We start from the raw sequence: 14305 nt of genomic DNA on the forward strand, positions 1-14305 counted from the left end.
ACCAGACCAAATGGTATCATTTTTTCTGAAAGCGATGCAAAGATAGAGCTTCTTTTTCATTATGCAATAGGTGAGCGTTTTTTTTGTATTCTTTTCGTTGCGTACGAAAGGGTGTGCGTCAATACTAGTCTGCAATACAGTTGTTTATGGTGTGATAAAAAAGTGCATTTTTTTTATCTTTTTTTTAAGAGGATTAATGAAGGAATCAATTGAGGTAAGAATAGGATAATTATTCTTGATTTTTTTTCTGTTAGTAAGGACACTTATTGGCGATTAAATAATCTTGAAAAGATCATATTTTTAATATGAACGGTTTTCATTTTTCTCCTAGGTATAAGTTTTATTGCTGTAGAATAAAATAGGAAAGATTAGTGTTAGAAATACAGACCATTTGTTTAAAACAATTTTCAATTAAAAAAGAGATGAATTAAAATTCTAGTCGAAACCTTTTTGTTAATCGATCTGTCACTTTGTAATATGTCTTATATAAGTTATAGGTTAGTTTATGATTGATGTTGTTTGAATATGTGCAATGCAATCAATAAGTTGTTTAAAGAGCTTTATTTTGCACTAAGTGAAAGAAGATAGCACTTGCATGCTGGTTGCTGGTATTAGGGCACAAAAAAAGGCTAAACCCAAATATTGAGTTTAGCCTTTATATAATTTTCTCTTGGGTAAATTATTTACCTAGAGCTTCAGTTGTTTTTTTAAGAAGATTTTCAACTGTTACAATCTCAAGGAAAGAAGTTCCGTTACCAATTCCAAAGCTACTACCTAAGTATGCAACTTGGTCTTGATCTGTAAGAATATCTTTTTTCTTAAGTTTGTTCAAAGTTTTAATTAAAATCTCTTCTTTAGAACCACCTTTTTCCATAATACGTGGAGAAACACCATAAGAAAGACTTAACTCTCTTGCTGTTCTAGCATTGTAAGATAATGCGTAAATAGGAGTTCTACCGCGGAAAGCAGCTAAATAGCGAGCAGTTCTTCCAGAAAAGCTATCAGTAAGAATCGCTTTAATATTTAAATCATCAGAAGCTTTAACGGCAGTATCTGCTAAATAAGCAGTTCTACTTTTTGACATGTCTGATACTGGAATATCGTTACGGTTATCTTTAGCATCTTCTACTTCACCAGCGATAGAAGCCATTGTTTGAACCGCTTCAACACCATAATCACCATAAGCAGTTTCACCACTTAACATGATAGCATCAGTACGATAGTAAATTGCATTTGCAACATCAGTTACCTCAGCACGTGTTGGACGAGGATTCTTAATCATTGTGTGTAGCATTTGAGTAGCTACAATAACTGGCTTCTTGCGAACAACACACTTTCTGATTAATGAACGCTGGATTCCAGGAATTTTTTCCTGAGCAATTTCAATACCCATGTCACCACGAGCAATCATTACACCATAAACACATTCGATAATCTCGTCGATATTATCAACACCTTCTTGGTTCTCAATTTTAGCAATGATTTTTGCAGGACACTCAAGACGATCTAATTCAGCTTGAACATCAGCAACATCACCTGCATGTCTTACAAATGAGTGAGCGATAAAGTCGATTCCTTGCTCTGCAGCGTATCCGATAAATGTAATATCTTTCTCTGTAAGAGAAGGTAAGTTGATACGGACTCCAGGAACGTTAACACTTTTCTTACCACCGATTTCACCATCATTTTCAACAGTACATAATAAGTGATCGTCATTTTTCTCAACCACTTTAAGCGCTGTCTCTCCATCATCAATTAAGATATCGCCACCTACTGACATATCTTTTACAAAGTCTTCGTATGATACACAAATACACTCTGCTGTTGATTTTGTTTCTGGTGATCCTTTCACCATTAAAGTATCGCCTTTGGCTACTAAAATTTTGTTTCCATCTTCAGTAGCAGTAGTACGAATTTCAGGACCTTTAGTGTCTACTAAAAGTGCCACCTTTTCAGAGATAGAGCGAACTGTGCTAACTACTCTGCAAAGTCCTTCGTAATCCATGTGAGCAGTGTTCAATCTCACTACGTTTACGCCTGACTTAATCAGCTTTCTTACGTACTCTTCGTCACACTTCATGTCTGACACGGTAGCGACAATTTTTGTAAATTTTTTCATCAACTAATTATTTATTTCAAATTTTCTTACTGGGCAAAAAATATCTTTATTTCTTTTTATTAATAAAAGCCTCAATTCCTAATCGGTACGAATCCAAGCCAAAACCTGCAATAGTACCTATGCAAACAGGAGATAAAAAAGAATGATGTCTAAAAGACTCTCGTTTATGTGTATTAGAAATATGTACTTCGATAACGGGAGTATTAATGCCAGAAATGGCATCGGCAAGGGCAACTGAAGTATGCGTGTAAGCTCCAGCATTAAAAACAACGCCATCATAGCTAAATCCTACTTCATGAAGTTTGTCTACTAGTGCTCCTTCACTGTTAGATTGAAAATATAGTAGTTCTATATCACTAAATCTACTTACTAATTCAGAAAAATAACTTTCAAATGTTTGATCTCCGTAAATACTTATCTCTCTCTTGCCGAGAAGATTAAGGTTAGGACCATTTAAAACTAAAAGCTTCATTATTTAAATTAAATTGTACTGTTCGTACTTCTTCCCCTCTTGTCCTTGTTTTTAACAGGCAACAAAGGTATTGAAAACTTATTTGAAATTAAACTCAAATTAAGCCCAAATATTAAAAACCATGACATTTATAATTATTTGTAGTTAGTCTAGATATGGTTCATGCTAATTATTTTAAGATATGCAGTGCTTAAGTGTTACATTATTAGAGGTATGTAGCTTTGGTGGCAGCTTTGTGTTAATAGAGGAATGTTTAGAAACATTCACATTTTTTAACTTAACATTTATGAGAATAGGAAATGTAGTAATGATTAAACCTTGGTGGGAATGAAAACTATTTTTCATCATTAAATATATGCCTTAAGTAATGTTATTATTAAATAGAGCAAGTTGTGATAAGTGATAAATTGAAGTTTATGATTTGATAAAACAACTTGGAAAAGTCATAAAATGATAAGGTGGAATAGTGTTCACTATTTTTTTTATATGACAGGTAATGACTCTTGTTAAATGGCTTGTTTTGTTGTAAGGTTCATATATACAATTATATGGGTGTTATTCATAGTTAATTTAAACTATTGTTATGCATGGTTGAATTTTATTGTGAATCATTGTTTTTTTTACATAAAAAACATGAAATTAAACTTGACTCTATAAATTTATATATCTATATTTACTAGATATTGCATTATACATTAATTTAATACTATTAGTATGATTTGGGAATCAGAAATTGAAGAATTCAGAGGGTATCTGAAGGTTGAGAAAGGTCTGTCCGATAATTCGATACATGCCTATGTAACCGATTTAACCAAGTTGGTTCACTTCTTAAAGGAAAAGAATTATGAAGTAGGACCAGAAGGCGTAACTTTAGCTAACCTAAAGGAAATGATGGAGTGGGTGACTGAAAAGGGCATTAGTCCTCGTACTCAAGCTAGAATTATTAGCGGAATCAAATCTTTTTATAAGTTTTTATTGATTGAAGAAAAAATTGATAGAGACCCAACGGCTTTACTTGAGTCACCTAAAATTGGAAGAAAATTACCAGAAATTTTATCGGTAGAAGAAATTGATAGCATCATTAATGCTATTGATACTAAAAAACCAGAAGGGCAAAGAAATAAAGCCATTTTAGAAACTTTGTATAGTTGTGGTTTAAGAGTTTCTGAATTAATTGAGCTTAAGATTTCAAACTTATTTTTTGAGTCTGGTTTTATTAAAATTGAAGGAAAAGGAAATAAAGAGCGTTTGGTACCGATCAGTACTAAGGCTATTAAAGAGATTAACCTTTACTTGAGTGAGTACAGAAGAAATTTAAAAATTCATGTGGATAGTGAAGATATCTTATTCTTAAACAGAAGAGGTAAAAAATTATCTCGTGTAATGATCTTTACTATTATCAAAAATTTAGTTGCAAAGATTGGTATGGAGAAAAATGTGAGTCCACATACTTTCCGTCATTCGTTTGCTACGCATTTAATTGATGGTGGTGCTAACTTACGTGCTGTGCAAGAAATGTTAGGTCACGAATCTATTATTACAACTGAAATTTATACTCACTTAGATAAAGAGTATTTAAAAAATACAATGATTCAATTTCATCCAAGATCGTAATTGAATTTTAATAAAAATAAAAAGAGGAGATAGTTTAGCAACCACTCCTCTTTTTTTATGCCTTAAAGAAAGTAAATATTACTTTTCCGTTTGCTCTATTCTCAATAAAGTTGGGGTGACTATTGAATGATTCTTTGCCTGAATGTTCAAAGATTAGAAGACCACCTTCATTTAATAATTCATTTTTGATAACCAGGTCTGGAATTTTTTCTGAACCAACAAGGTCGTATGGAGGATCTGCAAAAATGAGGTCAAACTTTTCGCCAGTTTTCTCTACAAATTTAAAAGCATCACCACGTATTACTTTTACAGTATCTTCCAAGTCAAGCTCACTCACAGTTTTTTTTATAAACTTATAATGATTAAAGTTCATTTCAATGCAGGTGACATCAGGTACACCTCTGGAAGCAAATTCGTAGCTAATACTACCTGTTCCTCCAAATATGTCCAAAATTTTTAAATCGTCGTAATCAATGGTATTGTTTAAAATGTTGAAAAGATTTTCTTTGGCAAAATCAGTTGTTGGTCGTGCCTTAAAGCTTTTGGGAGGAGAGAATCGTCTGCCTTTTAATGAGCCGCTTACTATACGCATAAAGGTATATTAAATAAGTTTAAATGATTTTGAAATGGAATATTTTTAAAAACGCTTGCAAACTTAAAATGGTTCGACTCGTTTTTAATTTCTATTTGTTTGATATATGTTTTAAGCAAAGAGTATAGTTCGCTCGATCGATTAATGTTGCCACTTACAAAAACTTTGGTTTGTCTCGTATCTAACTTTAGCTGCTCAAATACAAATAAAGCAAAATATAAAAACTCTTTGCTGTTTTGATATTTAAATGAGTTGTGCATTCTTAAATTGTTGGCAGAAGTAACAATTATATCAAAGTAAGATGGTTGAATATTAATATGTACGTGGTTTGCAGACTGATTGGCAGAAGTACTTAGTAAAGCTGTTTCGATAAATGAAGTAGCTTGACAAAAGTATTTTATGTTTTTATAGTACTTATCTAAAATTTGAGTTAGTTCAACAGGTGCAGAGAAACAACAAACCGAATCTGCCATCTTAACCTTATTGCTAAATACTTGTTGATTATCTTCTTGTTTAGAAAAGCAAAATTGTAAGTACTCGCTTTTCATCTCTTCGTTATATAAAGCTTGTGGAATCAGCGAATACTCTAAAGTATTATATAAAACAAATACCTTTTGGTAGGGGTAAACTAATAAGTCATTACTGGCAAGTTCGCTTTCTAAGACTGTTAATATATTTTCATTAAAGTTTAGCGGACGATGCTCAAATAGGATGTATTCATTACTGACAGGGTCGAGTACACAAAAAGAAAATCCATCCAGTTGCAACTGGATGGATAAAAAATATGATGTTGTAATATTTATATCGAAACTAGGGTCGATAACAGAAAGTTTGTTCATAAACTAAACAAATTATTCCCAGTTACCACCATTGTTATTTGTTTCTGTAAGCGAACCAACTTTAATTCCAGGATATCTTTCTAATTTTAAAGTTTTGTCACTTAGGTTGTCAATTTCTTGTTGCTCAAGACCGTTAAGGTAAACGTTGTTGTGAACTTTAGCTTCAAATACTTGTACTTTTACACCTGATCCAGTTTCAACAATACCAGCACCCATAGCAAAAACTTCATCCTCAGTATATGGGATATAACGTAATGAGTCGATGTAATACTCTTTTCCGAATAATGAATCAAGTACGCTTACTAAAATAGTATCACGCTTAATTAATCCTACCTTTAGGGCTTTTTCTTCAGTCCAACCTTCTTCTAATAAACTATCAGAAAGACTACCTTCTTTTTTAACCAACTTTAATGAATCATGCTTAACGAAATCGATCAAAGTATCAAAACTACCAGTAAATTTGTCATAAAGTGATTTATAGGCAACCTGTGCAGTTCTAATGTCTTTTAAGTTTTCAATAACTGCATCGCTACGTAACTTATGTTCTTTGTTAAATTTAATAGGTCTTTGAATACTATCAACACATAGGTAACCAAGGCCGATTATTAGGATAACAAGTACAATTTGAATTACTGTTTTCATTATTAATGGATTTTTGTATTAGTTTGAATGCACAAATTTAAAAAAAAAATCAAATTTTGGATTTTCATTTGCTTATTTTATAAAAATAATGATAAATAAACATATAGTTGACATAATAAAAGGGAAGTTTGGGCACGTTCCAACCGCATCTCAGGAGCAGGCTATCGAAAAATTTTCTGAGTTTATATTGGATGAAAAAGATCAACCTGTGTTGTTGATAAAAGGATATGCAGGTACTGGTAAAACCTCGTTAGTGAGTTCTTTTGTTCAGGCCATAGCCGAGCTTAATTTTAAACAAATTTTAATGGCTCCAACGGGAAGGGCTGCTAAAGTATTCTCGGGTTATGCCAAACATCCTGCACATACCGTGCATAAAATTATTTATAGACAAAAATCGGCCAATGATGGCTTTGGTGCTTTTAATATTAGTAAGAATCTTAAACCAGACACTATTTTCTTTGTGGATGAAGCTTCTATGATAGCTGGTTTCTCAGGAGAGTACTCTAGTTTTGGAACAGGAAACTTATTGGAGGATTTATTAAATTTTGTTTTTGAAGGAAATAACTGTCGTTTGGTATTAATTGGCGACTCAGCTCAGCTTCCTCCAGTAGGCAATTCTGAAAGTCCTGCTTTAGATAAAGATACTTTAGCATATTATTCAACTACAGTAACGGAATGCTTCCTTTCTGATGTGGTTCGACAGTCTGATGAAAGTGGAATACTATCTTGCTCGTCTGATTTAAGGTTTGATATTGAATCTAGCGATATTTTTGATGATTTACCTAAGTTGGATGTAGAGCATTATTCAGATGTGAATAGATTGACAGGAGAGGAGCTGATAGAAGCTATTAATGTATCGTATGATACCGTTGGTATGGATGAGACATTGATCGTTAATAGATCGAACAAAAGAACCAACTTATATAATAAAGGCATTAGAGCTAGTGTTCTGTATAAAGAGGAGGAATTAACGGTTGGCGATATTTTATTGGTGGTAAAGAATAACTACCATTGGTTAAAGAATAATAAAGAGGTTGATTTTATTGCCAATGGTGATATTGCTGAGGTAGTTAGGATTAGAGGTTATGAGGAGCTATATGGACGGAGATTTGTTAACTGTGTGATTAGGTTAGTGGACTATAGAGAGTTAGAGGTGGATGTTAAACTGATGATGGATGCTTTGAGTTTGGATACGCCTGGTTTGTCGCAAAAGGAGCAAGAAACGTTTTTTTATGAGGTAATGGAAGACTATGCGGAATTATCTCCCAAAAGAAAGCAATATGAGGCGGTTAAAAATAATGAGTATTATAATGCCTTGCAGGTAAAGTTTGCTTATGCCATGACTTGTCATAAAGCGCAAGGTGGGCAATGGAAAAACGTTTTTGTAGATCCAGGCTTTGTTCCTGATGAAAATATTAACAGAGATTATTATAGATGGCTTTACACAGCTTTTACAAGGTGTACGGAAAAATTATATCTGGTAAATTTTAAAGATGAGTATTTTGAATGAAAAAGCCCACGAAAGGATAGTTTTCGCGGGCTGTTGTTTCAGATATAAATTCAAATTTCGAAGTTGTATGAAGTATTGACAACGTTCAGAAGGAATTAGTTTTTAGTTATGGTTGTGGATATTGTGCTATTTAGTTTCATAGGTATGTTAATGTCTTCTCCATTTTGAGGGTTTTTCATACTCATAGTCATATCCATCAATTGTTTGATGCTCGAAGATGTTGCCATACCATCCTTTTTATTTATTTCAAAAGTACCATTTTGGTTACCAGTTGCTTTAATGTCCATTTTCATACCATTCTGAGTAATGGGTTCTTCAGGGGCAAAGCTAATATCAGAGGCCAGATTTAAGTTTACTACATTTCCATTAATTGCTGAAACCGTATACTTGCTGGCTATCTCCATATCAAACATTTCGTTTAATTTTATAGAATTAGTATAGCTGTCACCTTTTGCTACTTTTTCTTTTGGAAGGTACGAGAAGGCTGCAGCCAATGTACTTTCGTTAGCCATATTTTTAATCATACCACCAACTTGAGGGTTATTACTAGAAATAGAATTCATCATTTCACTGAGTCCTGTAATGTTTGAAATAGTACCATTAGGAGAAACTTCAAAACGGATTTTAGCTTCTTTCATTTTGTTTAATGGTGCAAGTGCAGGGTTTGTGTTTTCTGTGTTCTCTGTATCAAAAGTTGTCTTTTGACCATTCATATCCATATCCATTTTTACTTGCACGTAAGCTTGTTCTACTACAAAATTTCCTGTATTTAAAACATCAACAACGGTTAAGTTATGAATCATAGTCATTTTTTGATCCATATTAATACTTTGCCCCATCATTTGTTGGTTCATCGTATTGTTCATTTCAGTTTGTTGGGTGTATACATCTCCTTTTTTAAGCTTTAATTGAATGCTGGTTTTTTGCGCGGTTAAAGCTGTTGCTCCTAAAATAAGAGCGATGCATGTTAGTTGAATTAATTTTCTCATGTTATTAATTATTTAGTTATAGAAGTTGATAATCGTCTTTTGTAGCAAAAATAATTTATTAAATGTAATAGTTTTATCAAGGGAATAAAAAAAAGAGGCTAACCTGTATAGGAAAGCCTCTTAATATCATTAACAAATGTTATTATTAGTCGATTTTTAAATCTTTAACGATAGCATTTATTTTTTCGTCAGCTTTTGCATCAGCAGCATAATACTCATCACGAGAGTTCATTTCTCCACGTACTTCAAAGTAGAATTTAATTTTAGGCTCAGTTCCAGAAGGACGAACACTAATTTTAGAACCATCTTCGGTAAAGAACTGTAGTACATTTGATGTTTCTGGTAAATCGATAACGCTATCAGTTCCCTCAAGTTTATTAAAGGCTTTTAATACAGCGTAATCTTTAACGATAGAAACTTTAGAACCCGCTAATTCAACTGGAGGATTCTCACGCATATCTTTCATGATTTGCTGAATTTCATCTGCTCCTGATTTACCCTTACGAACGATGTAAATCATCTTTTCTTTAGAGTATCCGTACTCTAGGTAAATATTTTGTAATTGCTCAAATAAAGTAACACCGTTATCTTTAGCCCATGCAGCAATTTCAGCAAACATAGCACAAGAAGCAACCGCATCTTTATCTCTTACATAATCTCCTGGTAAGAAACCATAGCTTTCTTCGCCACCACAAATGTATTTTTTCTTGCCTTCGTAAGCTTTAATTTTGTCAGCAATCCATTTGAATCCAGTATATACATCAAAATATTCAATGTCGTTTTTAACGGCAATTTCTTTTAATAATTCACTGGTAACAATGGTTTTTACAATAAACTCTTTACCTGTAAGTAAATTGTTTTCTTTCCAACGCATTACCATGTACCAAGTTAATAATAACGCAGTTTGGTTACCGTTTAAAAGAATAAACTCTCCTTTTTCGTTTTTGCATGCTATACCTAAACGGTCAGCATCTGGGTCAGAAGCCATCACTAAATCAGCATCAATTTCTGTAGCTTTATCTACAGCCATTTGCAAAGCTGCTGGCTCTTCTGGGTTAGGAGATACCACTGTTGGGAAATCTCCACTTACCACATCTTGTTCAGGAATATTGATGATGTTAGTAAAACCATAAGCTTTAAGTGCATCAGGAATTAATTTTACACCTGTTCCGTGAATTGGAGTATATACAATTTTTAAATCCTTGTTTCTTTCAATAGCACCAGTATCTAAAGAAATAGATTTTACTTTTGCTAAATATTTATTGTCCATCTCCTCGCCAAGAACCTCAATTAAATCTTTGTTTCCTTCAAATTTAATTTCGTCGACAGAAGTGATTTTTTTAACCTCATTAATGGTATTGGTGTCGTGCGGTGCAATCATTTGACCACCATCGTTCCAATATGCTTTATAACCGTTGTATTCTTTTGGGTTGTGCGATGCAGTAATAATGATACCACTTTGGCAACCTAACTCACGAATTACAAAAGAAACTTCTGGTGTTGGACGAAGGGCATCAAATAATAGCGCTTTAATGCCATTGGCAGAAAGAATATCAGCAGAAATTTGAGCAAACTCTACGCTGTTGTTTCTACAATCGTGACCAATACACACTTTTATCTCATCTAAATCAGAAAATTGTTGATTTAGATAATTGGCTAAACCTTGTGTTGCAGCACCAACAGTATAAATGTTCATTCTGTTAGAACCTGGTCCCATGATACCTCTTAAGCCACCTGTTCCAAACTCTAAATCTTTATAAAAAGCATCAATTAAATCAGATTTATCTTCTTTGTTCAGAAGTTCTGTAATTTGCTTTTTTGTGTCTTCATCGTAATTTCCAGAAAGCCATTGGTTTGCTTTTTCAGTAACCAATGTTAAAACATCTTGGTTTTCCATTTTATTATATAATTAAGATTTTATTGTTTAGCCACTAGGACCTTAAGGCACTTTTCAAGGCTTGTTCTCCAGTAGGGTATATTAATTTTGTAATTTTCTTTAATTTTGTTTTTACCAAGCACGCTATAATGTGGTCTTGGCGCAGCCGTAGGGTATTCTTTTGACTCGATAGGAGAGATGTTGCAATCGATGCCTGCCAACTCATGTATGTTTATAGTAAAATCGTACCAGCTGCAAACTCCCTCGTTTGAGTAATGGTAAATACCTGGCTCAAATGGAAATGAATCCTTTTCAATTTTAGTAATAACTTCTAACACTACTTCCGCTAAATCTTTAGCATAGGTTGGAGACCCAATTTGGTCGGCAACAATTTTTAATTCCTCTCTTTCTTGCCCCAGTTTAAGCATGGTTTTTACAAAGTTATTGCCAAACTCAGAGTACAACCAAGCGGTTCTAATAACCATTGAATCGGGCTGTTCTTCTAAAAGGAACTTTTCTCCTAATAATTTAGATTGTCCGTAAAATGATTCAGGAATGGTGACTGCATCTTCACTGTATGGTTTAAATGCTCTGCCATCAAAAACATAATCCGTTGAAATATGAATTACTTTAAAATTATTCAGCTTTGCAGCTACGCCAATATTTTTAACAGCATCAGCATTGATCTTTTTAGCTGCCACCTGTTCGTGTTCTGCCTTATCTACAGCTGTATAGGCAGCGCAATTTATTAAATAGTCAAATTTACCCTCTTTAGTGAATTCAATTATCTCATCACCATTACAAATGTTTAAATCATCAACATCAGTAATGGTATAATCATGCTCTGGATATAGTGCTTGAAAAGAAGCCAAGCACTGACCAAGTTGACCGTTTCCACCAGTGATTAAAATATTAGCCATTTAATTATCTATAGAAAATGTTAGAATTAAGTTTGCTGCAAAAGTAATAAACTATTTGGCATCTAAATTAATTTTAAACTTATTAACAAACTTTTGATGGTTTATTAAAGAATAGTTTAATTTTTTAAGCTGTTAGTATTGTTTTAAGCAAAATTACGGCCGAATGCCCTAGTTTTTTGCGAAGCAAACTCAAATACTCGCTATCTGTGATTTCCTGATTTAAGTACGTTATCGAAATATTCAATGGTTTTTACTAAGCCTTCCTTCAATTGAACTTTAGGTTCCCAATTGTTTAATTCTTTTTTAGCTAATTCAATATTGGGTTGCCTTTGTGTTGGGTCATCTGCTGGTAAAGGCATAAACGTTAACTTAGATTTAGCACCTGTTAATTCTATTACTTGTTGAGCTAATTCGAGCATTGTAAATTCATTAGGGTTTCCAACGTTAACTGGTCCTAAAAAGTCATTTCTCGAATTCATCATTCTGATGGTACCCTCCACTAAATCATCAACGTATTGGAAGCTACGTGTTTGTTTTCCATCACCAAAAATAGTAATATCTTCTCCTTTTAAAGCTTGTACAATAAAGTTGGAAACCACCCTTCCATCATTCGGATTCATGCGTGGTCCGTAGGTGTTGAAAATCCTTATTACTTTAATGTCTACATTGTTTTGTTGATGATAATTAAAGAATAAGCTTTCTGCACATCTTTTACCTTCATCGTAACAAGATCTAATACCAATTGGATTTACATTCCCCCAATAATCTTCTTTTTGAGGATGAACTTCTGGATCCCCGTACACCTCAGAAGTAGAGGCTTGTAAAATTTTGGCGTGAATTCGTTTGGCGAGCCCTAACATATTAATGGCTCCCATAACGGATGTTTTTATGGTTTTAATAGAATTAAACTGGTAGTGAATAGGCGAAGCAGGGCATGCCATATTGTAAATTTCATCCACTTCAATAAAATATGGATGAGTAACATCGTGTCTAATCAATTCAAAGTATGGGTTGTCGAGTAAGTGTACGATGTTTTGCTTACTTCCTGTAAAGTAATTATCTAAACAGATTACCTCATTTCCTTCGTTTAAAAGGCGTTCGCATAGGTGAGAACCAATAAATCCTGCACCTCCAGTGATTAAAATTCTTTTCATAAAACGATGTTTCAACTTTAACAGGCGAAATTAAAAAAAAAGCTCATCCATACAATGGGTGAGCTCGTTGATAAAATAATTATTTTTCCTTATGGTTGCATAACTCCACGTCCAATGCTGTAATACGAAAAACCATTTTCCACAATTTCAGCAGGGTCATATATATTACGTCCATCAAAAATAACCTTGTTTTTAAGCAGTTTCTCAATGACTTTAAAATTCGGAATTCGGAACTCAGGCCATTCTGTAATAACAACCAGTGCGTCAGCATCAATAAGTACATCGTACGGATCGTCTCCATATTCGATAGTATCACCTATCATTCTTTGGGCTTCCTCCATGGCTACAGGATCGTACGCTTTAACTTTGGCACCTAGTTTATTTAACTCTTCAATGAGAACCAATGCAGGCGCTTCGCGCATATCATCTGTTTTAGGCTTGAATGATAATCCCCAAAGCGCGAAAGTCATTCCGTTTAGATTAGTTCCGAAATGTTCTTTTATTTTAGCAACTAATACATGTTTTTGGTCGTTGTTTACATCTTCAACGGCTTGCAGTAGTCTTAGTTTATATCCATGGTCATCGGCTGTTTTTATAACTGCTTTTACATCTTTAGGAAAACATGATCCTCCATAACCTGCACCAGCATAGATGAATTTATTTCCTATTCTGCCATCAGAGCCAATACCTTTTCTAACCGAGGTTATGTCGGCGCCAACAATCTCACAAAGGTTAGCCATATCGTTCATGAAACTAATTTTAGTAGCCAACATTGAGTTAGCTGCATATTTAGTCATCTCAGACGAAGGAATATCCATAAATATAATTGGGTGGCCATTTAATAAGAAGGGCTTATACAATCGGCTCATCATTTTTTCGGCGCGTTCCGATTCAGTACCTACTACAATTCTATCTGGTTTTAAAAAGTCTTGAATGGCATTTCCTTCTTTTAAAAACTCAGGATTAGAGGCAACATCGAAATCGATATTAACACCTCTTTTTTCAAGCTCATCAGTAACGGCAGCTTTTACTTTTTTAGCTGTACCAATAGGTACGGTGCTTTTTGTTACAATCACGGTGTAGTGATCGATATAACGACCAATTTGTCGAGCAACTTCAAGTACATATTTCAAATCTGCACTTCCATCCTCGTCGGGAGGTGTTCCTACCGCTATAAAAATAACATCTGTTTGCTCTAAAGAATCTTTTAAGTTAGATGTGAAAAATAATCGACCCTTCTCAATATTATTATGAACCATTGATTCTAATCCAGGCTCATATATTGGAATGACCCCATTCTTAAGGTTTTCTATTTTCTTTTCGTCAATGTCAACGCAAGTAACATTAACTCCAACATCGGCAAAGCAAGTTCCAGACACAAGTCCTACGTATCCTGTTCCAACAATAGAGATCTTCATTTTTTAGGCTTTAATAGTTCAAATTTCCAAACAAACGTATTTTCAATGTAGCTTATACAGTTTGTATTAATTATATTATTTGATGTGAACGTATATTATTATATAAGTATATGATACGGAATAATGAAATACGTACTCAAATGTAAAGAATTTAATTATT

General features: G+C 33.5%; 12 protein-coding genes. 2 read left to right on the forward strand and 10 right to left on the reverse strand.

All coding sequences use genetic code 11. The features are described from left to right. Nucleotides 1-679: 679 nt before the first annotated feature. Both pyk and aroQ read right to left on the reverse strand, forming a co-directional pair. Nucleotides 680-2119, reverse strand: coding sequence for a pyruvate kinase (gene pyk / locus A8L32_RS02850; protein WP_066627530.1), 1440 nt, complete (start codon nucleotides 2117-2119; stop codon nucleotides 680-682). 46 nt (nucleotides 2120-2165) lie between these two features. Next, on the reverse strand, nucleotides 2166-2591 hold the full coding sequence (aroQ, locus tag A8L32_RS02855) for a type II 3-dehydroquinate dehydratase (protein WP_198931720.1): 426 nt from the start codon (nucleotides 2589-2591) through the stop codon (nucleotides 2166-2168). A gap of 714 nt (nucleotides 2592-3305) precedes the next feature. Here aroQ and xerD point away from each other — a divergent pair. Then, entirely contained in the window at nucleotides 3306-4205 is a 900-nt protein-coding gene (gene xerD / locus A8L32_RS02860) for a site-specific tyrosine recombinase XerD (RefSeq protein ID WP_066627533.1), read from the forward strand. 55 nt (nucleotides 4206-4260) lie between these two features. Here the strand turns inward: xerD and A8L32_RS02865 are convergent, their stop codons facing one another. The 3 genes from A8L32_RS02865 to A8L32_RS02875 are packed head-to-tail and all read right to left on the reverse strand — an operon-like array spanning nucleotide 4261 to nucleotide 6278. Further along, on the reverse strand, nucleotides 4261-4797 hold the full coding sequence (locus A8L32_RS02865; protein WP_066627540.1) for an RsmD family RNA methyltransferase: 537 nt from the start codon (nucleotides 4795-4797) through the stop codon (nucleotides 4261-4263). Further along, complete coding sequence (locus A8L32_RS02870) at nucleotides 4788-5636, reverse strand: DUF3822 family protein (protein ID WP_066627541.1); 849 nt, start codon at nucleotides 5634-5636, stop codon at nucleotides 4788-4790. The genes A8L32_RS02865 and A8L32_RS02870 overlap by 10 nt, the downstream gene beginning before the upstream one ends. Before the next feature lie 12 nt (nucleotides 5637-5648). Beyond that, nucleotides 5649-6278, reverse strand: a complete 630-nt coding sequence (locus tag A8L32_RS02875; RefSeq protein ID WP_066627553.1) for a hypothetical protein — start codon at nucleotides 6276-6278, stop codon at nucleotides 5649-5651. A gap of 88 nt (nucleotides 6279-6366) precedes the next feature. On the opposite strand from A8L32_RS02875, the gene A8L32_RS02880 reads away from it, so the two are divergent. Beyond that, a complete protein-coding gene (locus A8L32_RS02880) occupies nucleotides 6367-7788 on the forward strand; it encodes an ATP-dependent DNA helicase (protein WP_066627556.1) in 1422 nt (473 codons plus the stop codon). Between the two features lie 95 nt (nucleotides 7789-7883). On the opposite strand, the gene A8L32_RS02885 is transcribed toward A8L32_RS02880, so the two are convergent. From A8L32_RS02885 to A8L32_RS02905, 5 genes are all read right to left on the reverse strand, one after another. Further along, complete coding sequence (locus A8L32_RS02885) at nucleotides 7884-8777, reverse strand: DUF6263 family protein (protein WP_066627559.1); 894 nt, start codon at nucleotides 8775-8777, stop codon at nucleotides 7884-7886. 145 nt (nucleotides 8778-8922) lie between these two features. Then, entirely contained in the window at nucleotides 8923-10674 is a 1752-nt protein-coding gene (locus tag A8L32_RS02890) for a phospho-sugar mutase (protein WP_066627562.1), read from the reverse strand. Nucleotides 10675-10694: 20 nt separating this feature from the next. Beyond that, nucleotides 10695-11573 carry a dTDP-4-dehydrorhamnose reductase gene (gene rfbD, locus A8L32_RS02895; protein ID WP_066627565.1) on the reverse strand — a complete coding sequence of 293 codons (879 nt, stop codon included), beginning with the start codon at nucleotides 11571-11573 and terminating at the stop codon, nucleotides 10695-10697. 200 nt (nucleotides 11574-11773) lie between these two features. Further along, nucleotides 11774-12727: a UDP-glucuronic acid decarboxylase family protein gene (locus tag A8L32_RS02900; RefSeq protein ID WP_066627568.1), complete on the reverse strand. Its 954-nt coding sequence runs from the start codon at nucleotides 12725-12727 to the stop codon at nucleotides 11774-11776. A gap of 89 nt (nucleotides 12728-12816) precedes the next feature. Then, nucleotides 12817-14145: a UDP-glucose dehydrogenase family protein gene (locus A8L32_RS02905; protein WP_066627570.1), complete on the reverse strand. Its 1329-nt coding sequence runs from the start codon at nucleotides 14143-14145 to the stop codon at nucleotides 12817-12819. Nucleotides 14146-14305: the final 160 nt, after the last annotated feature.

The organism is Labilibacter marinus, assembly GCF_001659685.2.
GTDB lineage: Bacteria > Bacteroidota > Bacteroidia > Bacteroidales > Marinilabiliaceae > Saccharicrinis > Saccharicrinis marinus.

Coding starts and splice junctions, on each gene's coding strand:
- A8L32_RS02865 (WP_066627540.1), bottom strand. CDS start 4,797: ATGCGTATAGTAAGCGGCTCATTAAAAGGCAGACGATTCTCTCCTCCC.
- aroQ (WP_198931720.1), bottom strand. CDS start 2,591: ATGAAGCTTTTAGTTTTAAATGGTCCTAACCTTAATCTTCTCGGCAAG.
- A8L32_RS02890 (WP_066627562.1), bottom strand. CDS start 10,674: ATGGAAAACCAAGATGTTTTAACATTGGTTACTGAAAAAGCAAACCAA.
- A8L32_RS02875 (WP_066627553.1), bottom strand. CDS start 6,278: ATGAAAACAGTAATTCAAATTGTACTTGTTATCCTAATAATCGGCCTT.
- xerD (WP_066627533.1), top strand. CDS start 3,306: ATGATTTGGGAATCAGAAATTGAAGAATTCAGAGGGTATCTGAAGGTT.
- rfbD (WP_066627565.1), bottom strand. CDS start 11,573: ATGGCTAATATTTTAATCACTGGTGGAAACGGTCAACTTGGTCAGTGC.
- pyk (WP_066627530.1), bottom strand. CDS start 2,119: ATGAAAAAATTTACAAAAATTGTCGCTACCGTGTCAGACATGAAGTGT.
- A8L32_RS02900 (WP_066627568.1), bottom strand. CDS start 12,727: ATGAAAAGAATTTTAATCACTGGAGGTGCAGGATTTATTGGTTCTCAC.
- A8L32_RS02885 (WP_066627559.1), bottom strand. CDS start 8,777: ATGAGAAAATTAATTCAACTAACATGCATCGCTCTTATTTTAGGAGCA.
- A8L32_RS02905 (WP_066627570.1), bottom strand. CDS start 14,145: ATGAAGATCTCTATTGTTGGAACAGGATACGTAGGACTTGTGTCTGGA.
- A8L32_RS02880 (WP_066627556.1), top strand. CDS start 6,367: ATGATAAATAAACATATAGTTGACATAATAAAAGGGAAGTTTGGGCAC.
- A8L32_RS02870 (WP_066627541.1), bottom strand. CDS start 5,636: ATGAACAAACTTTCTGTTATCGACCCTAGTTTCGATATAAATATTACA.